Genomic DNA, 24,835 nt, shown 5'->3' with positions numbered 1-24,835 from the left:
ATAAAAAACTGCACCTTAAATACCTTGATTCCTCAAATATTTAAGATGCAGATTAAGCGACTAAATGGTATTAATCCAACAACGACCTATCCCTCACAGCTCCTTTATCTGCCGAGGTCGCAAAGTGTCCGTAAACCTTCAACGCAAAGGATACTTCACGTTGGCGGTTTGCCGGCTGCCAGCCTTTTTTGTCTTGCTCGGCACGGCGTGCGTCTAATTCAGCTTGTGGCACAACGAGTTCAATTGAGCGGTTTGGAATGTCGATCTCGATTTTATCGCCGTCTTTCACTAAGCCGATTAAACCGCCAGCCGCCGCTTCCGGTGAGCAGTGGCCGATTGATAAGCCCGATGTACCGCCCGAGAAACGTCCGTCTGTCAGCAATGCACAAGCTTTGCCTAAGCCCATTGATTTCAAATAGCTGGTTGGATAGAGCATTTCTTGCATACCCGGGCCACCTTTCGGGCCTTCGTAGCGGATCACCACAACGTGGCCGGCTTTGACTTTACCGCCTAAAATCCCTGCAACAGCATCTTCTTGGCTTTCAAACACAATGGCTTCGCCAGTGAATTTGAGAATGCTCTCGTCCACGCCGGCGGTTTTGACGATACAGCCGTCTAGGGCTATGTTACCTTTGAGCATCGCTAAGCCGCCGTCTTGGCTATACGCAAACTCTTTTGAGCGGATACAGCCGTTTTCACGGTCGTCATCAACCGTATCCCAACGGGTGTCTTGCGAGAAGGCTTTGGTGGTGCGAATGCCCGCCGGTCCCGCACGGAAGAATTTATGCACCGCTTCGTCTTTGGTTAAAACGATGTCGTATTTAGCGATCTGCTCCGCCATACTCAGTCCCAGCACGGTACGGGTTTGGTTGTTGAGCAAACCTGCACGATCTAGCTCACCCAAAATTGCCATAATGCCGCCTGCACGATGCACGTCTTCCATATGGTATTTTTGTGTGTTCGGGGCGACTTTGCTCAGGCACGGCACTTTGCGAGAGAGGCGGTCGATGTCTGCCATCGTGAAATCCACTTCCGCTTCTTGTGCCGCTGCAAGCAAGTGCAGCACGGTGTTGGTTGAACCGCCCATCGCAATATCAAGGCTCATCGCATTATCGAACGCTTCTTTGGTTGCAATCGAACGTGGGAGAACAGAATAGTCGTCCTGCTCGTAGTAGCGTTTGCACAGTTCCACGATTTGCGTCCCTGCGTCTAAGAAGAGCTGTTTACGGTCGGCGTGAGTTGCCAAGCACGAGCCGTTGCCCGGCAAACTTAAACCGAGAGCTTCGGTTAAGCAGTTCATCGAGTTGGCGGTGAACATTCCTGAGCAAGAGCCGCAAGTCGGGCAAGCGGAACGTTCGATCTGGTCGCTCACTTCGTCCGAGACGTTCGGGTTCGCCCCTTGGATCATCGCATCGACCAAGTCTAATTTGATGATTTGATCGGAAAGTTTGGTTTTACCTGCTTCCATCGGGCCACCTGAGACGAACACAGTTGGAATGTTTAAACGCATTGCTGCCATTAACATTCCCGGGGTGATTTTGTCGCAGTTGGAGATACAGACCATCGCATCAGCACAGTGGGCATTGACCATATATTCCACGCTGTCTGCAATCAAATCACGGCTTGGCAGCGAGTAGAGCATACCGCCGTGGCCCATCGCAATACCGTCATCAACCGCAATGGTGTTAAATTCTTTGGCGACACCGCCGGCTTTTTCGATCTGCTCGGCAACCATCTGTCCCAGATCTTTTAAGTGAACATGCCCCGGCACGAACTGCGTAAAGGAGTTCACTACCGCAATAATCGGCTTGCCGAAGTCGTTTTCTTTCATCCCTGTGGCACGCCATAACGCACGCGCCCCTGCCATATTACGACCCTGTGTACTGGTCGCTGATCTCAATTTAGGCATAAATAATCTCTCCAAATTTTGAATGTTGTGTTTGCTATAAATTGAGTTATTCTACTTGAATTTTAGAAGCTGCGGTAATTTTTTTACAAGCGGTCAGATTTATAAAAAATTTTGCAAAACTGTGAGTTATATCACATCGAAAATCCTTAAATTTAAGTATGCTATTAACATTACTATCAAAGGAGGAAACTATGTTTAAACAACTTCAACAGGTCGGTAAAGCCTTCATGCTGCCGATTGCGATTTTGCCGGCGGCAGGTTTGCTGCTTGGAATTGGCGGGGCATTGTCGAATAAGGCAACGGTGCAAGCCTACCCGATGTTGGATAACCCTACCTTGCAGGGCATTTTTCAGATTATGTCTTCGGCAGGGAGCGTGGTGTTCGGCAATCTGGCGTTGCTGCTCTGTATCGGTTTGGGTATCGGGCTGGCGAAGCGGGATAAAGGCGTGGCGGCATTGGCGGCGGCGGTTGGTTATTTGATTATGACCGGCACGATTGCTGCCCTCATTCCGCTCTTTTCCCCTGAAACCAAAGGGATTGATACCGGTGTGATCGGCTCGCTGGTGATGGGTTTGATTACTGTTAAACTGCACAATAAATACCACAATATCCAACTGCCACAAATTCTCGGCTTCTTCGGTGGGTCGCGTTTTGTGCCGATTGTGACGGCATTTGCGGCGATCTTCGTGGGTGCGCTGTTCTTCCTGATTTGGCCGACCTTCCAAAACTGGCTGGTCTCTGCTGGGCAAGGCATTAGCTCAATGGGCGAAATCGGTACCTTTTTCTACGGCTTCTTAATGCGTCTGAGTGGGGCAGTAGGCTTGCACCATATGATCTACCCACTGTTCTGGTACACCGAGCTGGGTGGCACGGAAGTGGTGAACGGCGAAACCATTATCGGCGCACAAAAAATCTTCTTTGCCCAGCTTGCCGACCCAACGCATCAAGGCTTGTTTACCGAAGGGACACGCTTTTTTGCCGGCCGTTTTGATACGATGATGTTCGGCTTACCGGCAGCGTGCTTGGCCATGTATCACGCTGTGCCAAAAGCACGTCGTGGTGCAGTGGGTGGCTTATTCTTAGGGGCGGCATTGACCTCGTTCATCACCGGTATCACTGAGCCGATTGAGTTTATGTTCCTGTTCGTTGCGCCGTGGCTCTATGTGTTCCACGCCTTCTTGGACGGTGTGTCGTTCTTCATCGCTGACCTGCTGAACATCTCGATTGGTAACACCTTTTCAGGCGGTATTATTGACTTCACCCTGTTCGGCATTCTGCAAGGCAACGAAAACACCAACTGGGTGCGTGTGGTGATGGTCGGTTTACCGTGGGCAGCACTTTACTACTTCTCGTTCCTGTTCCTGATTAAAAAATTCAACGTGATGACACCGGGGCGTGCGGAAGACACCGAAGAAGCCACCGAGCAACAAACCAGCTCGCTGACCGAAAATGCCCATAAAATCATTGCCGCACTTGGTACAGCAGCCAACATCGAAAACGTCGATGCGTGCATCACTCGCCTGCGTGTCGCAGTGAAAAACGTGAAAGCGGTTGATAAAGCCACCCTCAAAAAACTCGGTGCGATTGACGTACTCGAAGTCGGCGGCGGCGTACAAGCGGTTTTTGGTGCAAAAGCGGTGCTGTATAAGAGTGAGGTAAATCAGATTTTGGGCAGAGAAGACTAAAATACATAACAAGCGGTCTTTTTTCTCCATTTTTTTACTTATTACAGACTGCTTCAAATAGTTAACAAAATAGGGCGATAAATTCGCCCTATTCTCGTTCTAACAACACTCAACTTGCAGTTTAACTTATAGCTTCCAGTAGCACAGACGTCACAAAATCAATAAGAATTGTAAAAAATGCATAAAATTTGTAAATAATGATCAAATAACAACCAAAATATGGTTAAATTACACTAGCATTTCAACATACAGTGCTAAGCGGTTGAACAATAAAATATCACTTCCGGTTTTCTGTTCAATTTTCATTTTAACCTTATAGCTTATAGCTTATAGCTTATAGCTTATAGCTTATAGCTTATAGCTTATAGCTTATAGCTTATAGCTTATAGCTTATAGCTTATAGCTTATAGAAAGATTAATATAGGAATATTAATGAACACAATCTATAAAGTCATTCTTAATAAATCCACGGGTGCTTTTATGGCAGTTGCAGAATTTGCAAAAGGCCAAGGCAAAACAAAGTCCGTTAAACTAACTGCAATTGCGGCTGCTATAACCACCGCTATCATCCCAAGCATAGCTTATTCAGCCGTTATTTTTACAAACACGGATGGTGGAACGATGATTATTAAATCAGACACCGGAGAACCAACTGCTACATCTATTAGTCTTAACTCACCGGCTGATAGAGCTATTGCTCTCGGTAATAATGTCACTGCCTCTGCTACTGATAGTATCGCTATTGGTACCAATACGGTCTCTTCCAGTCGGTACGATATGGCTATAGGCTCGTACTCTACTGCAACAGGAGGAGCTTCTACGGCTATTAATGGAGGGCGAGCTGAAGGAGAGTTAAGCCTTGCCATTGGTAGTATGGCTATTGCATCAGGTTATCACTCAAGCTCAATAGGATTTCAAAGCTCCGCCGAGGGAATTGATACTATCGCCTATGGTACTAATGCACACTCATACGGCATGCAAAGTGTATCTCTTGGCGGCGAAACTACAGCTAGAGGTAATTATTCGCTTGCGCTTGGTCAGAGTGCAACAGCTTTACATGAAGGTTCAGTTGCTTTAGGCTTTCTCTCTACAACTGAAGAGGCTGTCGGTACTGACAGTGCGACGATAAACGGTATTACTTACTCGGGCTTTGCTGGCAATACTCCGACAGCAACAGTAAGTATAGGAACTGAAATATATAAGCGTACTATTACTAATGTTGCTGCCGGCCAGATTACTGAGACTTCTACCGATGCAATTAACGGCTCACAGTTATATATAGTTGCTAAAGGTCTTTCTAAGCAAAACTACTTCCATGTGAATGATACTAACGCTGAACAAACAGGTAACGATACAAACTTAGATTCGGTTGATGGTATTGGTGGAGCAAAAGGTATCAATGCTTTAGCAGCCGGTATCAAGGCACAAGCTAATAAGCAAGGAGACGTTGCTATCGGCACAAATGCCCTTGCCTCAGGTGTTGATACCAATAGTGCGACAGCAACTTCCGGCTCGGCATTAGCAGTCGGGACAAATTCTGTTGCAACCGGTATTGCAAGTGTAGCATTAGGTCAAGCAGCACAAGCAACTAAAAATGGTGCTTTAGCTTTAGGTAGTTTTGCAAATGCAACCGGCAGTAGTGCTGTAGCCTTAGGTCGAGGCGCTATATCTGAGGGTGAGTCCTCTTCTGCTTTAGGTGCTGGCTCAACTGCCACAGGAAAATACAGTATCGCTTCAGGAGTTCAATCTAAAGCGGTTGGCATACAATCAATCGCCTTAGGTCGTTCAGCTGTTTCTGCTGAAAATGATGCTATTGCTATTGGTTCGGCAAGTAATGCAAGTAAGCAGGATAGCATTGCTATCGGTACATCGGCTCAAGCCAATGTGGCTGGTGGTGTTGCATTAGGTAACAACTCAGTTGCAAGTATAGATAAAGGTGCTGTAGGTGCTAATCCATTAAACGCAAATATTAATACATCCTCCCCTACTTGGACATCGACTGCAGCAGCAATTTCAGTGGGTGATATTGCAAATGGCGTGACACGTCAAATTACCTCTGTTGCAGCAGGTACTGCTGATACAGATGCAGTAAACGTAGCACAATTGAAAGCGGTTGCAGAGAAAACCAAATCAGACATTCAAGATGTTGCTAATAATGCAGGCTTTAATTTAACGACATCTGCTTCAGCCGGTGAGGTATCAGGTACAACTATTGAGAAAATCGCTACAGGCGAAACAGTAACTTTAGATGCGGGCAAAAATATCAAAGTAACCCAAACCGGGAATACTATTAGTGTTGCAACTAAAGATGATGTTTCTTTCAATAATGTTAATGTAACAGATACTTTAACAGTTGGACCTGTAACTATTAATCAGGTTGGTATTAATGCTAACAATACTAAAATTGTTGGTGTAAAAGATGGTGATATTTCACCAACCAGTACTGATGCAGTAAACGGTAGTCAATTATATGCAATCAAGCAAGAAATCAGTAATGTTGTTAGCAATGTTAAAGACACATCAGCTTCAACCTCCGCGGGTTCTAATGCAATTACAGTTACAAAAGGCGCAACAACTAAAGTTGGAAATACTGATGTAACTGACTATGCAGTTGATTTATCTCAATCAACCAAAGACGATATCAAAAAAGGTGTCGATGCCAAAAATATAGTTGATAATAAAGGTTTAACCTTCTCTACTGATAATGGTTCCACAAACAGCCAGAAATTAGGTTCCACGGTTAAAGTAAAAGGTGATCGTAATATCACAACTAAAGCATCTGGTAACCAAGTTGAAGTTACATTAAATCATAATGTAAAAGTTGATTCAGTCACAACCGGTAACACAGTAATGAATAATAATGGCATTATCATCAATAATGCAGATCCAAATAGAACCGTAAGCCTAACTCAAAATGGGTTGAATAATGGTGGGAATCGCATTACTAATGTCGCACGAGGAGTGAATGCAACTGATGCAGTTAATGTGAGTCAATTAAGAGATAGCGAACAAAGCATTAATAACAAAATGAACCGTTTAGATAAAAATCTAAGAGCAGGTATTGCTGGTGCCACTGCAATGTCTTTCCTACAACGCCCTAATGAAGCAGGTAAAAGCCTTGTTTCGGCAGCAGCAGGAGGATACAAAGGAGAATCAGCGGTTGCTGTAGGTTATGCTAGAAATTCAGATAACAACAAAGTATCAATTAAGCTTGGGCTTGGAGTGAATAGCCGTAGCGATGTTTCTTACGGTGGAAGTATCGGCTATCAATGGTAATATCAGTTCATACATAAAAGATATTTTGACTTAAATTTAAGGGCTAATTAAACATTAGCCCTTAATATTATTATTTAAAAATTTAGAATTTCACCCCGAAACCCGCAAATAATACAACAGGATCAAGTTTTACTTTTACTTCGTGTTGCATATCCTGAGTTACAGCCGGAGTCTTAAATTTCGCTGTTGTTTTGATACGAGTGTACCAAGCCGATGCGTTAAAATAAATGTTATCAGTTAATTTAACATCTACCCCCAAGTTAGCCACTGGACCAAATGAATGCTTTTTAACATTCAAGTCTGTTACTGCCGGGTGAACAGATTTAGCGTGGTAGAAACGTGTATAGTTCAAACCTGCACCAATATAAGGCTTCACTGTTGCAGTTGGTTCAAAGAAATAGTACTGAGCATATAAGCTAGGTGGTAAGTGTCTTAAGCTGACAACTCTACCTAAGTCTGAATTTGGTGCTAATGCTGGAACATTTGCATTAATTTTATGTGAGAATGGTGTTGCACCTAATAATTCAATACCCACGTTATCTGCTAGCATATAAGTTGCGGTTAAGCCTAACTGAGTGTTGTTTTTAACTTTTAAGTCAACCTGTACCGGAGATGTTGTTTTAGAACTTGAATTCGCCTTAACATGCACTGCACCGGCACGGAACATTACATCACCTGCTTGATGAGCCATTGCAGAACCAGCTAATAAAGCTCCACCTAAAATAATTGCTAAAGTTGTTTTTTTCATTTTCATATCCTCAAAAAATAATTAGATTACCTATAACGAGGTAAACTTTAGTGAAGTGTAAATGAAGTGAAATAAAAATGAATTGATATTTATCAAATATTTAACATTAAACGACTTAATAAACATTATTTTTGTGATCTCTTTCACATTTTTACTTCAAAATATTCTAGAAATTAAAAATACAGCTAAATTGGCTTTGTTGTGTTATTCCAAAGTTAAACTCTCTGTCCTGCTGCTAAATGCTTTCATCAACTTATCCACTTTCTGCGCATTGCGGGCAAAGCCTCGGCAACGAGGACATATCATCAAATGAATTTTCAACTGTAACTGCTGTTTAAAATTGAGTTTCTGCTCGCAAGAAAGAGAAATCAACTCGGTAGTTTCTTTACAATTTAACATCTTACTCTCCAAACCATTTTTGGCTTAAACAGACCTGTAAACGCAATCTTGATCGATAGAGCAACGTATGTACATTTGCCACTGAAATCTCACACTCTGTACAGATTTCTTCTGTTTCCATTTCTAAATGAGTACGCATCATAAACACTCGGGCTTGATTTACCGGTAAATTATTCAGACAAAACTCAAATATCTGCCAGAATTGCGCGGAATAAATAGCACTATCAATGCTTTTCCATTCACTTGACACATACACATCGTGGTCCCACATCCCATTTTCATGAAACAACTTCTCACTCAAATCCTGCTCATCTTGCTCAATGAGCTCAGATACCGTTACCAATTTGCTCTTAGCTTTGATTAAATCGACAATTTTGTTTTTTAAAATAGCAAAAACCCACGTTTTCAATGCACTTTCACCTTTAAAAGAGTCAGCATATTTATAGGCACTAACAAATGCTTCTTGGACCACATCTTCAGCAAGTTCGTTGTTTTTTAAATATAAAAAGGCAAACTTCACCATTTGTAAACGTAACTCTTCCAGTTGCTTAGGAGAAATTTGCCATAAAGACGGGTGGGACATAAACAGATCCTTTGGTAAAAATTGGAGAAATTGCACTACTTAAATTTAGATACCTTCTCTTGTATGGCTATTAATTTCTACTCTTAGAAAATAGGAGCAAAAATTAATACGAGAACGTATTGATTGTAAATTTAACCTTCATCTGCCTTAATTGAAGACGGATACAACACTTCTGCTTCAACCCATTTGTCCCACAACCGTCTTAATACTGTTTTCAAATTTGGATCTTGATTGATAAATTTGCTCAATTCCGCCAGTAAGCCATTTAGTGAATTTGCACCTTCTTGCAGCGAGCTAAGTAGAAAAAAATCCAGCTCTTCTAAGCAGTTATAGTAAATACCAAATGTCGCATCACGCCAAATCAGCACATTGGTTGGCTCAACTTCAAACTGCTTAAACTCACTACGGATAAAATTGACATCATATTGGCGTAGCTCAGCAGCACCGGAAAATTGCATTACAGTATTGTTATCCCATTCAAACTCTGCCGGCACATTGGCCATCGATACTTCTACCTGTAACTGTGCGTTTTCAAAGTCCATTAAAGCAAGTAAGTGAGGTTCAAAATAGGCATATTCTTGGCAAAAATGTAAAAACTCACTGGCAATATCTTGGAAATACGGCGAGTGGGCTTTGCCCTCCCGTACGAATTTTTCTTTAACATCACGCCATTGCTCAACCGAAATATGCTGAGGCAATTCTACATAACAGCGATCAATAAAACCCAACGTATTATTACGTACCAAACGGGCGTATACACCCAATCGCTGCGGCGACACATTACCACGCATTAAACTCACATTGTTGTGACGAATAGCATTAGCAAACTCGACTTGGATCTCCTTTAGCGTGGGTTTTGGATCTTCAACCAGCTTAAGCAACATCTTTAAGCTCCATTTTTGCATATTTTTTCTGTAAGCCTGCTATATGTTGAACTTCCTCAACCAGCTCTTGGAATGGAGGGAAGTTAAAATCACGCTCTAAAAGTGTTGGTGGAATGTATGGCAAACGTTCGTAAGTGTATTCCAGTAAATCCCACACCGTTTTTTGCACTGACTCGCCATGTGTATCCACCAACAAAGTCGGCAAATGGCGAAGTTCTCCTTTCACTATATTAAACGACTCACCCTCGGTGATTTTCACCTCTTCTGCGGCATTATGATCTTCGTCGTGACCGGCAATATGAATATAGTTCACACGATCTTTATCTACTTTATCGACAAATACAAATGGATCAAGAAGCCCATGATTGACTCCATTTACATAAATATTGTTCACATCCAGATGAATGCCACAATCTGCCTCCTTTGCAATCGCATTCAGGAACTCCACCTCATTCATGGTGCTGGTTGGTGAATGCAGATAGTAAGAGGTATTTTCCAGCGAGATTTGCATACCGAGATAGTCCTGAACCTGCTTGATACGGTTAGCAACATGCATGACAGCCTCATCAGTAAATGGCATCGGCAGTAAGTCGTATAAATGCCCCTCACACTCGCAATAACTGAGATGATCGGAGAAAAAGTGAGAGTTGTATTGCTGTTGCATTTTTTTAATGCCTTTGAGCAATTCCCTATCTAACGGCGTTTGACCACCCAGTGAGAGCGATAAACCATGAATAACCAGCGGAATTTTTTCCGCTACTTTATCGAAGTTATAACGTGCCTGACCGCCCATTTTAAGCCAGTTCTCCGGCGATACCTCCATAAAGTTAATAACACTATTATCCGTTAAAGATAAAAAGCCATCCGACAAATCACGGCGATAACCTAAGCCTGCACCTGTAAATTTCAGCATTTTGTGTTCCTTTAATGATTTGTAAAAAAATAGGGAAAAACAACCGCTTGTTGCTTATTTCTCAACCCGACTAAGGGAGGAAGTGAGAGGGAAGGAATGAGAGGAAAAAATTACAACAAAATTGCAAGAAGGTAGGCAAATCTGCTAATTTTATTCTTCTCCCAGCCTTCCCCTTCAATGGATAGAGGAATCAGAGGTTACTTAGTCGCTCCACACTTCCCTTCGCCACATTTGCCTTCACCTGCTTTTGACATGGTGTGTTTTGGTGAAGTAGCACCGCACTTACCTTCACCACATTTGCCTTCTGCTGATTTCGACATCATGTTTTTAGGTGCAGCTGCACCACATTTACCTTCACCACATTTACCTTCTGCGGCTTTCATTTTCACACATTTACCATCTTTCATTTCAACACAGGCATCTGCTTTTACTGCCATAGTTTCTGCATTTACGGTTGTAGTTGCCATTGCTAACGCGCTAGCTAATGCCATTAAAGTTGATTTTTTCATTAAAAATTCTCCAAATTAAAGATTAAAGGAATTTCAACCAAGTTTTGGTTGGCGATTTTTTCTGTAATAGAAAATCGAGAGATAATGCACCTGCCCCCTGCATTAATAGAGGCACGAGCATCACTAAATAGATCAAGGCCATTTTGTAACCATTGCTACACACGTTGTAACCTAAATCGGCATGAACGGCATACCAAGCTACTGAGGTTAAAATCATCAAACCAAGCGAACTAAAACGGGTAAATAGCCCTAGCACTAACAAGATTGGCAGAATAATTTCTGCACAGTTTGCCATTGCCCAGTTCAAATCCGTAGGTAACAGACTAAACGGGAACGGAAAACTGTCCTCAATAGAACTGAACCAGTTTTCGCCGTTTAACTTTTCTAAACCGGCCTCAAAAAATTCATAGGCAAGAAATATACGTAACACCAGTAAACCTATGCCGGGCATTACTATTGTTTTTGCACAGCATTCGGAAAATTGGGTTGAACAAGAGGACATAAAACGCTCCTAAAATAAATGAAATTATTAGTTAGACGGAGCCGGCGGTAGGTTCTGACAAAAAATTTTTATTTTTCTAAACTAAAACCGTTAAATCTGGGTAAATCACCTATATTAATCGGCCAAAAATTTGCTAATGCATTAATTTTTGTGATCTTTTTCACATTTTTACTTGAAAAGTGCTTGACAAACACCATTTATAGTTTCGTTAGAGATTGACGCTAAATACCATTAGCTCAATGTGATAATCCATTAATAATGATATGGAGAAAATATGAATTTTGAAAAAATGACAACCAAGCTGCAAGAAGCATTAGCAGAATCTCAATCACTTGCTGTTGGAAAAGACAATCCGTATATCGAACCGGCTCACTTACTGTATGCATTGTTAAAACAAGATGGAGGCTCTATCGCTTCATTGTTTACTACATTAAATGTGAATGTGCCAACATTGATTCGCGAATTACAAACAATTTTAGACCGCTTGCCACAAGTTCAAGGCGGCAATACCCAAGTTTCACAACAATTAATTCGACTATTAAATCAGTCTGACAAGCTTGCTCAACAATTTGGGGATAGCTTTATTTCATCTGAATTGTTTGTTTTAGCAGCTCTTGATGATAATGGCGATTTAGGCAAATTATTTAAAAAATTTGGCTTGAGCAAAGAAAAGCTGACACAAGCAATCAGCCAAATTCGAGGAGGGGAAAACGTGAATAATCAAAACGCAGAAGAAACCAGACAGGCTTTACAAAAATATACCATTGATTTAACCGAACGTGCCAAAGCAGGTAAATTAGACCCTGTTATCGGACGTGATGAAGAAATCCGCCGAGCGGTGCAAGTGCTACAACGCCGCACGAAAAACAACCCTGTATTAATCGGTGAACCGGGCGTAGGTAAAACAGCGATTGTGGAAGGTTTGGCCCAGCGTATCGTCAATGGAGAAGTGCCTGAAGGGTTAAAAAATAAACGAGTGCTTTCCCTTGATATGGGAGCATTAATTGCCGGGGCAAAATATCGTGGTGAATTTGAAGAACGTCTAAAAGCCGTACTCAAAGAGTTAGCTAAAGAAGAAGGACAAGTTATTCTCTTTATTGATGAAATTCACACGATGGTCGGTGCCGGAAAAACAGACGGTGCAATGGATGCCGGTAATTTATTAAAGCCAAGCCTTGCCCGTGGTGAACTTCACTGTGTGGGAGCGACTACTTTAGATGAATATCGCCAATATATCGAAAAAGATGCCGCACTAGAACGCCGTTTCCAAAAAGTACTAGTTGATGAGCCAACTGTAGAAGATACCATTGCGATTTTGCGTGGTTTAAAAGAACGTTATGAAATTCACCACCACGTACAAATTACCGACCCGGCAATTGTGGCTGCAGCAACGCTTTCGCACCGCTATATTTCAGATCGCCAATTGCCGGACAAAGCAATTGACTTAATTGATGAAGCGGCGTCAAGCCTGCGTATGGAAATTGACTCTAAACCTGAGCCGTTGGATAAATTAGAACGCCGTATTATCCAACTTAAACTGGAACGCCAAGCATTACAAAAAGAGGAAGACGAGGCAAGCCGCCAACGTTTAGCCAAATTAGACGAAGAAATGGCAGCCAAAGAGCGTGAATATTCCGAGCTTGAAGAAGTTTGGAAGGCAGAAAAATCTGCCCTGTTAGGTACTCAGCACATTAAAACCGAACTGGAAAATGCCCGCATAGCAATGGATCAAGCCCGCCGTGAAAATGATTTTGAGAAAATGTCAGAATTACAATATGGCGTGATTCCAAACTTGGAAAAACAGTTACAAGCGGTCGAAAATGGCGAAAAAAATGCAGATGCCCAACTCCTTCGTACTAAAGTGACCGAAGAAGAAATCGCAGAGGTGCTTTCAAAAGCCACCGGCATTCCGGTTTCCAAAATGATGGAAGGCGAAAAAGAGAAATTACTACGCATGGAATCGGTACTTCATAGCCGTGTAATTGGACAAAATGAAGCGGTAGAAGCAGTCGCTAACGCCATTCGTCGTAGCCGTGCAGGGCTTTCAGACCCGAATAAGCCGATTGGCTCGTTCTTATTCTTAGGTCCAACCGGTGTGGGTAAAACCGAGCTTTGTAAAACCTTGGCAAATTTCTTATTTGACGATGAAGATGCCATGGTGCGGATTGATATGTCTGAGTTTATGGAAAAACACAGTGTTTCACGCTTAGTAGGAGCGCCTCCGGGGTATGTAGGCTATGAAGAAGGCGGCTATTTGACCGAAGCAGTTCGCCGTCGTCCGTATTCTGTGGTGTTGTTGGATGAAGTGGAAAAAGCACATCCTGATGTGTTTAACATTTTATTACAAGTATTAGACGACGGCCGCCTAACAGACGGGCAAGGCAGAACAGTCGATTTCCGTAATACGGTGGTGATTATGACTTCAAACTTAGGCTCACATCTCATTCAAGAAAATCCTGAATTGGATTATCAAGGAATGAAAGAAGTGGTGATGTCTGTGGTTGGACAACACTTCCGTCCGGAATTTATCAACCGGATTGATGAAACTGTTGTGTTCCACCCGCTTGGTCAAGAACACATTCGCTCTATCGCACGAATTCAGCTACAACGCTTAATCAAACGTTTAGCGGAGCGTGGCTATGAGGTAACAGTAACCGATGCGGCAATCGACCATATCGGCAAAGCCGGATTCGACCCATTATTCGGTGCAAGACCTTTAAAACGAGCCATTCAACAAGAGCTAGAAAACCCGCTGGCACAGCAAATTTTAAGTGGTCAATTATTGCCGAATAAAGCAGTAACGGTAGATTACCAAGGCGATAGAATTGTAGCAGTTCAATAGATAACAAGCGGTCAAAAAATGCAAAAATTTTGCAAAAAAAGACCGCTTGTATATTAAATATTTTCATAATGTCCTTCATTAACTTTCATCTGTTAATGAAGGGCTTTTTTTATCTGATTTTGCTATGATGAGCAGAATTTTGATAATCAAACTGAATAGGAGTGTTCAATGAGTAAGCTATTTCCAGAAGCAACCACACGTCATCAAGCCCCTTATCGCAATGATATTGTAGGGAGCTTTTTACGCACCGATGCGTTAAAACAGGCAAGAGAAGATTTTAACCAGAAAAGGATCAGCCAAGAGCAATTACGTGAAGTAACTCGTGCCGAAGTTAAAAAATTAGTTGAATTACAAAAACAACATGGTGTACAAGCAGTATCCGACGGTGAATTTAGCCGTACTTGGTGGCATTTGGATTTCTTAGCGGAACTAGATGGCATGGATTGGACAGAAACCGAAACCTTTAGTGTCAATTTCACCGGGCATAAGCCTAAAGCTCAATCGGTAAAAATCGTGGGCGATATTGGTTTTTCCGATAATCACTCTTTTGTAGATGCCTACCGTATTTTAAAAGAAGCTGCAGGTGATTACCCAACAAAATTCACAATTCCTGCCCCCACAATGCTACATATTATTTGCTGCGTGAGAGCGGAAGACTATCAACCATTACCGCAATATCAAGATGAACAAAAATTGTATGATGATATTGCTAATGCTTACATTAAAGCAATGCATAAATTCTATGATATGGGACTACGTAACCTTCAATTAGATGATACTAGTTGGGGACAATTCTGTGCTGAGGATAAACGTAAAGAGTTTGAAGCAAGAGGCTTTGATTTGTCCGATTTAGCAGAAAAATATGTTGCTCTCTTAAACCGTATTGTGGATGCAAAACCGTCTGATATGTCAATTACAATGCATATTTGTCGTGGTAATTTCCGTTCTTCTTGGTTCTCAGAAGGCGGTTATGGACCGATTGCTGAAGTCTTATTCGGCAAATGCCGTATTGATGGTTTCTTCTTAGAATACGATACCGAACGTGCCGGAACTTTTGAACCGCTACGTCATATTAAAGATCAACAAGTGGTACTCGGTTTAATTACCTCTAAATTTGGTGATTTGGAAGATAAAAATGCGATTATCGCCCGTATCCAAGAAGCAGCGAAAATTGTACCAATTAATCAGCTTTGTTTATCGCCGCAATGCGGTTTTGCCTCTACAGAAGAAGGCAATATCCTCACAGAGAACGCACAATGGGCAAAATTACATTTAATTAAAGAAATTGCCGATGAAGTGTGGGGAAATTAATCCTTTTCTTATTTAAGTATAAAAACAGCCGAGTAAGATCTCGGCTGTTTTGTATTTAAACACATAAAATTACGCAGTTTGTATAGAAATATATTCAAGCTCAAGACCCAGCAAGGATTTCACAAGGGATACTGTAATTGCCTTGCTACTCAAAGTTCCTTGCGACTCTGCTAATACTGCTCTACTTACCGGTATATCAGCTAAACCTAAAAATAATCGATAATTTAACGCACTTTGAAGAGGTAAAAATGTTGGGTTAAAAGCGGCGTTTTCCATATATTTACCACAGATAATATGCTCCCCAACTTGCAATGCTACCCCACTAAACGCTCTACTATAAGGAGCGTAAGATGAAGCTGCCGCCTGAATAGCCGCTTGTTCTAACTTATCACCCTTAACTTCAAAAGATTGAAGTTGCTCATCAAACAACACTTTCTCAATACCTAAATTTTTCGGTCCAAAACTATCAGGTAAATAGCTCTGCAATAAATTATTTTGGCTGTGCGGTAAATGTACTTTTAGGCTGGTAGAGCTGTTTAGCTCGTTCATAAATTGGCGACAATGCCCACAAGGGGTGTAATTAACCACTACATCGGTAATCAAACTTTCGCCCGCAAGCCAAGCGTGGGAAATTGCACTTTGCTCAGCGTGAACCGACTGTTGAATACATTCACCAGAAAATTCTTGGTTTGCACCAAAATAGAAATCACCGTTTTTGCCAATCGCAACAGCCCCAACATTGAAAGCAGAAACCGGTGTAATTGCATAACAGGCTGCAACAGAAATACAACCTAAAGCCAGCTCTACTGAAGATAAATTAAATTTCCTGCATAACTGTTGAACTATTTCCGCTTTTAATTGCCCGTGAAAACCTTGGTTCACCAACTGTTCAACAACAGCTTGAGTGACTTCATCATTTTTTTCCACTACTAATTTTTCAAAGCGAGCTAAAATAGCTGAATTAAACACCATAATTCCTCCAATTAATGTTTTTGTTACAGAAAATCGCCTACAACAAGCGGTCGGATTTTCTTAATATTTTGCAAACTTTATTGATTATTTCCATGTTCAACAATCACACCTACACTACTTGCTTGCGCCACTGCTTTGGGTTTATGTAGCTCAATACGAACCCAGTTGAGTTGATATTCTTTTTGTAATAAGTCTGCCAACTGATAAGCCACTGTTTCAACCAATTTAAAGGGTTGCGACTCCACAAAATTCAACACTTTTTGTGAAACCTCTGCATAATTTAGGCAAAATTGTACGTCATCTGTTTTTGCGGCTTGGGAAAAATCCCATGCCATATCAATATTAAAAACCAAACGTTGTTTAATTGTATGTTCCCAATCATAAGCCCCGATAGAAGCAAATGCGGTCAGCTCCCGAATAAAAACTTTATCACTCATTTTTCGTCCTGTTTTATTTTCTGAATTTCTGTAGAATATAGCACAAGATAAATTTAATCAGGAAAATTTATAAATATGATTCCCTATTTATTGATCTTAATCGCCTATTCGCTTGGTTCTATCTCAAGTGCGATTATTTTTTGTAAGCTAGCCGGCTTGCCTGATCCAAGAGAAAACGGCTCACATAATGCCGGAGCAACTAATGTATTACGTATCGGCGGAAAAAGTGCTGCGCTTGGCGTACTGCTATTTGATATATTAAAAGGCACTTTGCCGGTAGCTATGGGGATCTATTTTTCCTTAACGCCTTCTCAGCTGGGGTTTGTCGCTTTAGCGGTCTGCCTTGGGCATATTTTTCCGATTTTCTTTCAATTCCGAGGCGGTAAAGGAGTCGCCACCGCCTTTGGCGCTATAATACCGCTGAGTTTTATTGTAGCTGCTGGAGCAGTTGGCACTTGGCTGATCATTTTTCTACTGTTTGGCTACTCCTCATTAAGTGCGGTCATGGCAGCCTTACTTTTACCTTTTTATATTTGGTGGTTTGAGCCACAATTTACCTTTCCTGTTGCGCTGGTATGCTGCTTGTTGGTTTACCGCCATCACGATAATATTCAACGCTTATGGCGCGGACAAGAAGACAAAATTTGGGATAGATTTAAGAAAAAGAAAACATAGCAACCATATAGGGCAAAATAGGCATAGTGAATTCACTATGCCTATTTCATATCACACGGCTAAATCCGCTTCATCACCGCGATTTTGTAGCCATTGTTTACGGTCTTCTGCCCGTTTTTTGCCAAGCAGCATATCCATAATCTCAAAAGTATCCACTTCCCCCTCTTGCAACTCACCATTTTCATCAAAAGTGAGCTGCACTAAACGACGGGTACTTGGATCCATTGTGGTTTCCCGTAGCTGGCTAGGGTTCATTTCACCCAACCCTTTAAAACGCTGCACATTCGGTTTGCCTTTTTTCTTGGCTAGACGAGCCAAAATTGCTTCTTTTTCCGCTTCATCTAAGGCGTAATACACCTCATCTTTACCAATATCAATACGATAAAGTGGCGGCATTGCGACGTAAACATGACCGTTTTGTACCAATTTCGGGAAATGGCGTAAAAACAAAGCACATAATAAGGTCGCAATATGTAAGCCGTCTGAATCTGCATCAGCAAGAATACAGACTTTCCCATAACGCAACTCATCTAATTTATCACTATCCGGATCGATACCCAATGCCACCGCAATATCATGAACCTCTTGTGAGGCTAACACTTGGTCTGAGGATACTTCCCAAGTGTTTAAAATCTTACCACGCAACGGTAAAATCGCTTGATACTCCTTATCTCGAGCCTGTTTTGCTGAACCGCCAGCAGAATCCCCTTCCACTAAGAAAAGCTCGGTACGGCTTAAGTCTTGTGCGGTACAATCTGCCAATTTGCCCGGTAACGCCGGGCCACTGACCAATTTTTTACGCACCACTTTTTTTGCTGCACGTAAACGACTTTGAGCAGAACTAATTGCCATTTCAGCAATTAATTTTCCTGTTTGTACATTTTGATTCAGCCATAAACTAAAGGCGTCTTTTAAGCAATTATCCACATAACTTGAGGCTTGGCGAGAAGACAAACGCTCTTTAGTTTGCCCTGCAAATTGCGGCTCTTGAATTTTCAGCGAAAGCACATAAGCACAACGGTTCCATACATCATCCGCCGTCAGCTTAACGCCTTTCGGCAATAAATTATGGATTTCACAAAACTCTACCATCGCTTTGAGCAATCCATTACGTAAACCGTTTACGTGCGTACCGCCCTGCGGCGTTGGAATAAGGTTTACATAGCTCTCAGCCACTAATTCCCCACCTTCAGGCAACCACGTTAAAGCCCAACTTACCGCCTCCGTTTCTGCTGAGGTATCGCCAATAAATGGCGGATTCGGCAACGATTCATAACCGCTTAAAGCCTCGGTCAAATAATCGGATAAGCCATCTTCATAGTACCAAGTCTCTTCGGTATTATTGATTTTATCAATGAAATTAATGGTAAGTTTCGGGCAAAGTACCGCTTTAGCACGCAATAAATGGCGTAGGCGACTAACCGAAAAACGCGGGCTGTCAAAATATTTCGGGTTCGGATAAAAACGCACAGTCGTGCCGGTTTGCTTTTTCGGACAAGTACCGATAACCGTCAACTCTTCCACTTTCGCCCCGTTGGCAAACGCAATGGAATAAACCTCTCCACCACGCTTGATTTGAATTTCTACACGTTCGGAAAGAGCGTTCACCACCGAAATCCCCACCCCGTGCAAACCACCGGAAAAAGTGTAGTTTTTATTAGAGAACTTACCACCTGCGTGTAATTTGGTTAAGATCAGCTCTACGCCGGAAATTTTCTCGGTAGAATGAATATCCACCGGCATTCCTCGTCCGTTATCAATCACCTCTAACGAATTATCCGTGTGAAGAATAACGTCAATTTTATCCGCATAGCCTGACAGAGCTTCATCCACACTATTATCAATCACCTCTTGCCCCAAATGGTTCGGACGTGTGGTATCGGTGTACATCCCCGGGCGAAGCTGCACAGGCTCAAGATCTTTCAGAACGGTAATTTCATCCGCCCCATAGCGTTTTTCAGACATTATTCTTTCTCTTAGCTTATCAAATCAAAATAAGGCTGAATTTTAAGGAAATTTAGCCGCTTTTGCAAAGTTTTAGGTAAATTAGACCGCTTGCAACCTTTAATCCACTAAAAACAGCGGCCCCAATGGTGTTTTAGGAATCACAAAGTGTTCAGGGTAATGCACTTCCACTAAATATAAACCTTCCGCTTTGGCTGTAGGGGCGGCAATTTCTCGATTACGTTGCTCGAGTACCCATTTTGCCCATTCTACAGGCTGTCTGCCCTGCCCGATTTCAAGTAAGGTACCGACAATATTTCGCACCATGTGATGCACAAAAGCATTCGCTTGAATATCTACAATCACATAATCGCCTTGGCGAGATACATTTAAGTGATGAATATTCCGCCATGGCGTGTTGGATTGGCACTTCGCCGCTCGGAAAGAGGAAAAATCGTTTTCGCCTAATAAAAACTGCCCTGCTTGGTGCATTTTGGCTTCATCCAGCGGAAAATGGAAATGGGTTACACCTTTAGGCAAAATGGCTGAGCGTAATTTACTGTTAAAAATAATATAGCGGTAACGGCGAGCAGTTGCACTAAAACGAGCGTGAAAATCCTCGCTTACCTCAACTGCCCATTTCACCGCAATATCGTCTGGCAAATGAGCATTCGTGCCAAAACACCAACTTTGCAACGGACGAACGGCTCGAGTACCAAAATGCACGACCTGACCGGTGCCGTGTACACCAGCATCGGTACGACCGGCACAAAACACTTCAACAGGGGAATCCGCCACAACAGACAATGCCTGCTCTAACTTTTGCTGCACGCTTTCCACTGCTTCTTGCCGTTGCCAGCCAAAATAGCGGCTGCCGTCATATTCAATGCCTAATGCAATTTTCATCTCAACCTCAAAACCTAATATCAAAAATAAGGGCGAAAAATTTTTCGCCCCTACGATTATTTATTTAATAAACCTAAAAATTCTTTACGGGTTTCTCGATCATCTAAGAACACGCCGCCGAAAGCCGAGGTAACGGTATAGCTGTTAGTGTCTTTTACACCACGGCATTTTACGCAGAAATGGGTCGCTTTCACATACACTGCCACATCATCGGTTTCTAAAATGGTTTGGAATGCCGTGAGAATCTGCTCGGTAAAACGTTCCTGTACCTGCGGACGTTGGGCAAAAAATTGCACCACACGGTTAATTTTAGACAAACCGATCACCCATTTTTTCGGGTAATACGCTACCGCCACTTTGCCATCAATAGTCACAAAATGATGTTCACAGGTTGAGGTTAAGGTAATATCATCCACCAACACCATTTCACTCACTTTCATTCGGTTTTCGATATTGGTAATTTTAGGGAAAGTGGCATAATCTAATCCGCTAAAAATCTCATCCACATACATTTTTGCCAAGCGATGAGGCGTTTCTTCAAGGCTATCGTCCGTTAAATCTAAGCCGAGTAATTCCAATACTGCTTGCATATGCTGCTGAATTTCCGCACGGCGGCTATCTTTATCTTTGCGGTGCGCAACTGTCGGGGTCTCAATCCCTTTTGCCAATAACGCTTGGCGTACTTTCTGTGCTTCGGCAGAAATCCTATTTTCTGTTGTGTCTAATTCCGGTGAGATCGTTGTCATTGGTTTTCCTCTCAAATATAAGCCGCAAATTCTAACAAATTGACATCAAAAAAAATAGCTCTAAAATGACCTATCATAGTTATAAATACAATATTAGACATGCGAAATAATCACTATCTCTTTAATGCCGAACTCGTTGCCGAAGAACAGGTCGAGTTTATCCAAGAATTACTCAGTTGCAAAAATTTTGAAAATTCCGACCGCTTGCTAGGCTTCTCAAAAGGTCGCGGTATTACATGGTTTTTAAAAACTAAGGCTGAGCTTGGAATAAACATCGTGCTTCGTCATTACTATCGAGGCGGATTATTCGGAAAATTAGTGAAAGATAGTTATTTCTTTAGCGGATTTAAACACACTCGGGCATATCAAGAATTTTTCTTGCTACAGCAAATGTTGGCATGGAATTTACCGGTGCCACGTCCTGTCGCAATCAAGGTGGTTAGAACCTTATGTTGCTATCGTGCCGATATTATGCTGGAAAAACTGGATAACACACAGGATTTGAGTAAAAGCTTACAATCTCAGGCTTTATCAGCCAAGCAATATGAACAGATTGGGAAATTAATCCGCCATTTGCATAATCACCAAGTTCATCATTCTGATTTGAATATTCATAATATTCTACTGGACGATAAGGGTAAATTTTGGCTGATCGATTTCGATAAATGTCGTATTCAAAAAGGCGATATTTGGAAAAAAGGCAATTTAGCCCGCCTGTTACGTTCTTTTAAAAAAGAGCAAGAGAGGTTAAATATTTTATTTAAAGACGAAGACTGGCAATCCATTTTGAAAGGTTATTTAGCGTAATAAGGACGCATGAATACGTCCTTTAAACTACCATCCTAACGCTTTATTTGCTACCCAATCACGCGCGTTAGAAGAATGTGAAACCGTAAACAAAGCTAAATTCCGCACTATTTGCACAGGTAACATTTCGCAAGAAAAGAGTGAAATCAGACCGCTTGTTGAGTTCATCATACTAGCCTGATCTTTTTCTCGCAGCTGCTCAAACTCAGATAACAGCGAAAATTCACCGATATCTTTGCCTTGATTAAAAGCAGTAGTGACCAATGTAGCTAAAGTAAAGAGATCTCGTAAACCTAAGTTAAAGCCTTGCCCGGCAACGGGGTGCAGCATTTGAGCAGCGTTGCCGACTACCGCCAAACGGTGGTGAATATGGGATTCCGATTTTTGCAAAATTAACGGGTAAACAAACCGCTTGCTTACACGTAAAAATTGCCCTAATTTCCAACCAAATTGCTGCTGTAGGCGAGATAAAAATTCACTATCTGACAATTGCATTAATGTCTCAGCCTCTTTCACACACCAAACCAACGACATAAAATTCCCCGCCAAAGGCAATAAAGCGAAAGGCCCTTGCTCGGTGAAATATTCAAACGCCTGATTTTGATGATGCTCGCTCAACTCCACATTCGCAATCACCGCCGATTGCCCGTAATCTTTAACTTGCAGAGTTTCTATGCCACATTGTTTGGCAATCGCTGATTGAATACCGTCTGCGGCAATCAGTAAACGGCAACTCAGTTGCTCACCGCCGGCTAAAGTGAGTCTGCAATCTTGTTGTGAGCGTTCAATTACCACTACTTCATTTGGGCAGAAATAGCTGATATTAGGCTGTTTCTCAATGCAAGCGGTCAAATTTTTACCTAATTTTGCAAGTTCAACCACAACTCCAAGCTGCGTAACATTTTGCTCAGTTGCTTTTAAAGTTGCTTTGCCAAAATGCCCTTTATCCGCTACTTGGATTTGCTGAATTGGAGTAGCAATAGATTGAATCATCGCCCGCAAATTCTCGCCTAAAAGCGGGATAATTTGGCTCATTTTTTGCAAACTGCCTTCAGCTAAGGCAATGCTGCGCGCATCAAAACCGCCTTGCTGTTCATAGTTAGGTAACAATTTTTCGACAATCGCAATTGAAATTTTGTGCTGACAAAAACTGCTTAACGCCAACGCCAACACCGAACCGGTGACGGCTCCGCCTACAATCACAACATCAAACTGCCTTTCCATTCCCACTCCTAAACCACCGCTTGCAAAATCGCTAACGGATAACGCTCGCCTTTTAAATAATCTTGCACCGACTGAATCACCAACGGACTTCGCTCACACTGCCCCTCTTGCTGAATATAGTGATGGAACTCATCAAGCGTAAGCCACATCGCTTGGGTAATATCTGCATCTTTGGGTTGAGGCTTAAGCCAATCATCTAGTTCCACCGCAAACAAAATACGCAAATAATCGGTTTGGATTTGCGGGGCTTTCCATTGATAAATTTTAATCAAGCTTGTCATTTCTGCTTGAATACCAGTCTCTTCAAACAGCTCTCGACTTGCCCCTTCCAACAAAGTTTCATTTTCCTCTAAATGCCCTGCAGGCTGATTCAGCGTGCGTTTGCCGTACTCAATTTCTTCCACAAACAGAAATTTGCCTTTGCAATGCACCACGCAAGCCATTGTTACATTCGGTTTAAACATTAAATGACCTCAATTAACGGTTTGCCTTCTTCTTGCTCATGCAATCTACCAACATGAAATAAAGGAACACCGGCATTTTTTGCAATTTGTTGGATTTTTTCAACCGCTTGTGGCAGCACTGCAACCAATAATCCACCCGAAGTTTGTGGATCGCACAAAATCGCTTTTTGCTCGTCTGTCATCACAGAAATTAGATGACCGTAGCTGTCGAAATTGCGGGCTGTACCACCCGGAACTGCTCCTAAAGCGATATAATCTTTCGTGCCGTCAAGGGTTTGAATATCGGCAAAATGCACTTCGGCACGCACATTTGAGCCTTGACACACTTCGCTTAAATGCCCTAATAGTCCGAAGCCTGTTACATCTGTCATTGCTGTCACTTCATCAAGCTCAGAAAATTCAGCCCCAATCAAGTTGATTTGGCACATCACTTCACTTGCCAAGTGCTGATGTTCAGGCTTGAGTAAGCCTTTTTTCTCTGCGGTAGTTAAAATGCCAATACCTAACGGCTTAGTTAAGAATAACTCACAACCAGCCACGGCAGAAGCATTACGTTTTACACGCTCGGTTGGCACCACGCCGGTTACCGCTAAACCAAAAATCGGCTCGGGCGAATCAATCGAATGTCCGCCTGCTAAGGCAATACCTGCCTGTTGGCACGCAAAACGACCACCCTCAACAATTTGTTGAGCGACTTCCGCCGGCAATTTATTGACAGGAAATCCAAGAATGGCAATCGCCATAATCGGCTTACCCCCCATCGCAAAGATATCGCTAATCGCATTGGCAGAGGCGATCCGCCCGAAGTCAAACGGATCATCCACAATCGGCATAAAGAAATCCGTTGTGCTGATAATTGCCTGCCCATTACCCAGATCATAAACCGCCGCATCATCCGCCGTTTCATTACCGACTAACAAATTCGGATCGATAAATTTCTCTAGCTGAGTTTGTAAAATTGTCCCTAACACCTTAGGCGAAATCTTACAGCCTCAACCCGCCCCATGGCTGAACTGGGTTAATCTAATCGGTTCAGACATCTCGCCTCCATAATCAATCAAAATAAGTACTATTGTACTCTAACAAGCGGTGAAATTCG

Annotated in this window: 22 protein-coding genes; 6 read left to right on the top strand and 16 right to left on the bottom strand. The window is 42.2% G+C overall.

Annotated features, from left to right (window positions below):
• Window positions 1-70: 70 nt before the first annotated feature.
• Window positions 71-1,909, bottom strand: coding sequence for a dihydroxy-acid dehydratase (gene ilvD, locus A4G16_RS02050; protein WP_165888490.1), 1,839 nt, complete (start codon window positions 1,907-1,909; stop codon window positions 71-73).
• 191 nt (window positions 1,910-2,100) lie between these two features.
• On the opposite strand from ilvD, the gene A4G16_RS02045 reads away from it, so the two are divergent.
• Both A4G16_RS02045 and A4G16_RS02040 read left to right on the top strand, forming a co-directional pair.
• Window positions 2,101-3,594, top strand: a complete 1,494-nt coding sequence (locus A4G16_RS02045; RefSeq protein ID WP_165888489.1) for a PTS transporter subunit EIIC — start codon at window positions 2,101-2,103, stop codon at window positions 3,592-3,594.
• 432 nt (window positions 3,595-4,026) lie between these two features.
• Complete coding sequence (locus tag A4G16_RS02040) at window positions 4,027-6,870, top strand: YadA-like family protein (protein WP_165888488.1); 2,844 nt, start codon at window positions 4,027-4,029, stop codon at window positions 6,868-6,870.
• Between the two features lie 82 nt (window positions 6,871-6,952).
• Here the strand turns inward: A4G16_RS02040 and A4G16_RS02035 are convergent, their stop codons facing one another.
• The 7 genes from A4G16_RS02035 to A4G16_RS02005 form a co-directional block, all read right to left on the bottom strand.
• Complete coding sequence (locus A4G16_RS02035; protein WP_165888487.1) at window positions 6,953-7,618, bottom strand: OmpW/AlkL family protein; 666 nt, start codon at window positions 7,616-7,618, stop codon at window positions 6,953-6,955.
• Between the two features lie 204 nt (window positions 7,619-7,822).
• Window positions 7,823-8,017 carry a zf-HC2 domain-containing protein gene (locus A4G16_RS02030; RefSeq protein WP_165888486.1) on the bottom strand — a complete coding sequence of 65 codons (195 nt, stop codon included), beginning with the start codon at window positions 8,015-8,017 and terminating at the stop codon, window positions 7,823-7,825.
• 1 nt (window position 8,018) lies between these two features.
• The gene (locus tag A4G16_RS02025; RefSeq protein ID WP_165888485.1) at window positions 8,019-8,600 is read right to left on the bottom strand and encodes a sigma-70 family RNA polymerase sigma factor; all 582 of its coding nucleotides are present in this window, start codon (window positions 8,598-8,600) and stop codon (window positions 8,019-8,021) included.
• Between the two features lie 131 nt (window positions 8,601-8,731).
• The gene (locus A4G16_RS02020) at window positions 8,732-9,484 is read right to left on the bottom strand and encodes a DNA-binding domain-containing protein (protein ID WP_165888484.1); all 753 of its coding nucleotides are present in this window, start codon (window positions 9,482-9,484) and stop codon (window positions 8,732-8,734) included.
• Window positions 9,474-10,397 (bottom strand): DUF692 domain-containing protein, encoded by a 924-nt coding sequence (locus A4G16_RS02015; RefSeq protein ID WP_165888483.1) that lies wholly within the window; start codon window positions 10,395-10,397, stop codon window positions 9,474-9,476. The genes A4G16_RS02020 and A4G16_RS02015 overlap by 11 nt, the downstream gene beginning before the upstream one ends.
• A 197-nt stretch (window positions 10,398-10,594) precedes the next feature.
• Window positions 10,595-10,906 (bottom strand): hypothetical protein, encoded by a 312-nt coding sequence (locus A4G16_RS02010; RefSeq protein ID WP_165888482.1) that lies wholly within the window; start codon window positions 10,904-10,906, stop codon window positions 10,595-10,597.
• Window positions 10,907-10,928: 22 nt separating this feature from the next.
• Window positions 10,929-11,408, bottom strand: a complete 480-nt coding sequence (locus A4G16_RS02005; protein WP_050436804.1) for a DoxX family protein — start codon at window positions 11,406-11,408, stop codon at window positions 10,929-10,931.
• A 274-nt stretch (window positions 11,409-11,682) separates the two neighbouring features.
• Between A4G16_RS02005 and clpB the strand changes: the two genes are divergently transcribed.
• Window positions 11,683-14,250 (top strand): ATP-dependent chaperone ClpB, encoded by a 2,568-nt coding sequence (gene clpB / locus A4G16_RS02000; protein WP_165888481.1) that lies wholly within the window; start codon window positions 11,683-11,685, stop codon window positions 14,248-14,250.
• A 168-nt stretch (window positions 14,251-14,418) separates the two neighbouring features.
• Window positions 14,419-15,561, top strand: a complete 1,143-nt coding sequence (locus A4G16_RS01995; RefSeq protein ID WP_165888480.1) for a 5-methyltetrahydropteroyltriglutamate--homocysteine S-methyltransferase — start codon at window positions 14,419-14,421, stop codon at window positions 15,559-15,561.
• A 69-nt stretch (window positions 15,562-15,630) separates the two neighbouring features.
• Here the strand turns inward: A4G16_RS01995 and cdd are convergent, their stop codons facing one another.
• Window positions 15,631-16,533, bottom strand: a complete 903-nt coding sequence (gene cdd, locus A4G16_RS01990) for a cytidine deaminase (protein WP_165888479.1) — start codon at window positions 16,531-16,533, stop codon at window positions 15,631-15,633.
• Window positions 16,534-16,610: 77 nt separating this feature from the next.
• Window positions 16,611-16,970 carry a dihydroneopterin aldolase gene (gene folB / locus A4G16_RS01985; RefSeq protein WP_165888478.1) on the bottom strand — a complete coding sequence of 120 codons (360 nt, stop codon included), beginning with the start codon at window positions 16,968-16,970 and terminating at the stop codon, window positions 16,611-16,613.
• Between the two features lie 69 nt (window positions 16,971-17,039).
• Between folB and plsY the strand changes: the two genes are divergently transcribed.
• Window positions 17,040-17,645, top strand: coding sequence for a glycerol-3-phosphate 1-O-acyltransferase PlsY (gene plsY / locus A4G16_RS01980; protein ID WP_420704467.1), 606 nt, complete (start codon window positions 17,040-17,042; stop codon window positions 17,643-17,645).
• A gap of 51 nt (window positions 17,646-17,696) precedes the next feature.
• On the opposite strand, the gene parE is transcribed toward plsY, so the two are convergent.
• From parE to folE, 3 genes are all read right to left on the bottom strand, one after another.
• Window positions 17,697-19,610, bottom strand: coding sequence for a DNA topoisomerase IV subunit B (gene parE / locus A4G16_RS01975; RefSeq protein WP_165888476.1), 1,914 nt, complete (start codon window positions 19,608-19,610; stop codon window positions 17,697-17,699).
• A 99-nt stretch (window positions 19,611-19,709) separates the two neighbouring features.
• Window positions 19,710-20,495: a tRNA pseudouridine(38-40) synthase TruA gene (gene truA / locus A4G16_RS01970; protein WP_165888475.1), complete on the bottom strand. Its 786-nt coding sequence runs from the start codon at window positions 20,493-20,495 to the stop codon at window positions 19,710-19,712.
• Window positions 20,496-20,551: 56 nt separating this feature from the next.
• Window positions 20,552-21,241: a GTP cyclohydrolase I FolE gene (gene folE, locus A4G16_RS01965; protein ID WP_165888474.1), complete on the bottom strand. Its 690-nt coding sequence runs from the start codon at window positions 21,239-21,241 to the stop codon at window positions 20,552-20,554.
• Between the two features lie 99 nt (window positions 21,242-21,340).
• Between folE and A4G16_RS01960 the strand changes: the two genes are divergently transcribed.
• Complete coding sequence (locus A4G16_RS01960) at window positions 21,341-22,048, top strand: 3-deoxy-D-manno-octulosonic acid kinase (protein WP_165888473.1); 708 nt, start codon at window positions 21,341-21,343, stop codon at window positions 22,046-22,048.
• Window positions 22,049-22,075: 27 nt separating this feature from the next.
• Here A4G16_RS01960 and ubiH read toward each other — a convergent pair whose 3' ends face one another.
• The 3 genes from ubiH to selD are packed head-to-tail and all read right to left on the bottom strand — an operon-like array spanning window position 22,076 to window position 24,776.
• Window positions 22,076-23,272: a 2-octaprenyl-6-methoxyphenyl hydroxylase gene (gene ubiH, locus A4G16_RS01955; RefSeq protein WP_165888472.1), complete on the bottom strand. Its 1,197-nt coding sequence runs from the start codon at window positions 23,270-23,272 to the stop codon at window positions 22,076-22,078.
• A gap of 8 nt (window positions 23,273-23,280) precedes the next feature.
• On the bottom strand, window positions 23,281-23,736 hold the full coding sequence (locus A4G16_RS01950) for an NUDIX hydrolase (RefSeq protein WP_165888471.1): 456 nt from the start codon (window positions 23,734-23,736) through the stop codon (window positions 23,281-23,283).
• Window positions 23,736-24,776: a selenide, water dikinase SelD gene (gene selD / locus A4G16_RS01945; RefSeq protein ID WP_165888470.1), complete on the bottom strand. Its 1,041-nt coding sequence runs from the start codon at window positions 24,774-24,776 to the stop codon at window positions 23,736-23,738. Before selD ends, A4G16_RS01950 begins: the two co-directional genes overlap by 1 nt.
• Window positions 24,777-24,835: the final 59 nt, after the last annotated feature.

Source organism: Mannheimia granulomatis (assembly GCF_011455695.1).
Classification (GTDB): domain Bacteria; phylum Pseudomonadota; class Gammaproteobacteria; order Enterobacterales; family Pasteurellaceae; genus Mannheimia; species Mannheimia granulomatis_A.
Note: the sequence above shows the minus strand (reverse complement) of the source record. Positions and strands in the feature narration are given on the sequence as shown.

Bases quoted from the DNA above. Each gene is read 5' to 3' on its own strand.
- truA (WP_165888475.1), bottom strand. From the start codon at position 20,495: ATGAAAATTGCATTAGGCATTGAATATGACGGCAGCCGCTATTTTGGC.
- A4G16_RS02040 (WP_165888488.1), top strand. From the start codon at position 4,027: ATGAACACAATCTATAAAGTCATTCTTAATAAATCCACGGGTGCTTTT.
- A4G16_RS02025 (WP_165888485.1), bottom strand. From the start codon at position 8,600: ATGTCCCACCCGTCTTTATGGCAAATTTCTCCTAAGCAACTGGAAGAG.
- A4G16_RS02035 (WP_165888487.1), bottom strand. From the start codon at position 7,618: ATGAAAAAAACAACTTTAGCAATTATTTTAGGTGGAGCTTTATTAGCT.
- clpB (WP_165888481.1), top strand. From the start codon at position 11,683: ATGAATTTTGAAAAAATGACAACCAAGCTGCAAGAAGCATTAGCAGAA.
- A4G16_RS02045 (WP_165888489.1), top strand. From the start codon at position 2,101: ATGTTTAAACAACTTCAACAGGTCGGTAAAGCCTTCATGCTGCCGATT.
- A4G16_RS02030 (WP_165888486.1), bottom strand. From the start codon at position 8,017: ATGTTAAATTGTAAAGAAACTACCGAGTTGATTTCTCTTTCTTGCGAG.
- A4G16_RS02005 (WP_050436804.1), bottom strand. From the start codon at position 11,408: ATGTCCTCTTGTTCAACCCAATTTTCCGAATGCTGTGCAAAAACAATA.
- parE (WP_165888476.1), bottom strand. From the start codon at position 19,610: ATGTCTGAAAAACGCTATGGGGCGGATGAAATTACCGTTCTGAAAGAT.
- A4G16_RS02010 (WP_165888482.1), bottom strand. From the start codon at position 10,906: ATGAAAAAATCAACTTTAATGGCATTAGCTAGCGCGTTAGCAATGGCA.
- folE (WP_165888474.1), bottom strand. From the start codon at position 21,241: ATGACAACGATCTCACCGGAATTAGACACAACAGAAAATAGGATTTCT.
- ubiH (WP_165888472.1), bottom strand. From the start codon at position 23,272: ATGGAAAGGCAGTTTGATGTTGTGATTGTAGGCGGAGCCGTCACCGGT.
- A4G16_RS01950 (WP_165888471.1), bottom strand. From the start codon at position 23,736: ATGTTTAAACCGAATGTAACAATGGCTTGCGTGGTGCATTGCAAAGGC.
- A4G16_RS01995 (WP_165888480.1), top strand. From the start codon at position 14,419: ATGAGTAAGCTATTTCCAGAAGCAACCACACGTCATCAAGCCCCTTAT.
- A4G16_RS01960 (WP_165888473.1), top strand. From the start codon at position 21,341: ATGCGAAATAATCACTATCTCTTTAATGCCGAACTCGTTGCCGAAGAA.
- A4G16_RS02015 (WP_165888483.1), bottom strand. From the start codon at position 10,397: ATGCTGAAATTTACAGGTGCAGGCTTAGGTTATCGCCGTGATTTGTCG.
- A4G16_RS02020 (WP_165888484.1), bottom strand. From the start codon at position 9,484: ATGTTGCTTAAGCTGGTTGAAGATCCAAAACCCACGCTAAAGGAGATC.
- cdd (WP_165888479.1), bottom strand. From the start codon at position 16,533: ATGGTGTTTAATTCAGCTATTTTAGCTCGCTTTGAAAAATTAGTAGTG.
- ilvD (WP_165888490.1), bottom strand. From the start codon at position 1,909: ATGCCTAAATTGAGATCAGCGACCAGTACACAGGGTCGTAATATGGCA.
- folB (WP_165888478.1), bottom strand. From the start codon at position 16,970: ATGAGTGATAAAGTTTTTATTCGGGAGCTGACCGCATTTGCTTCTATC.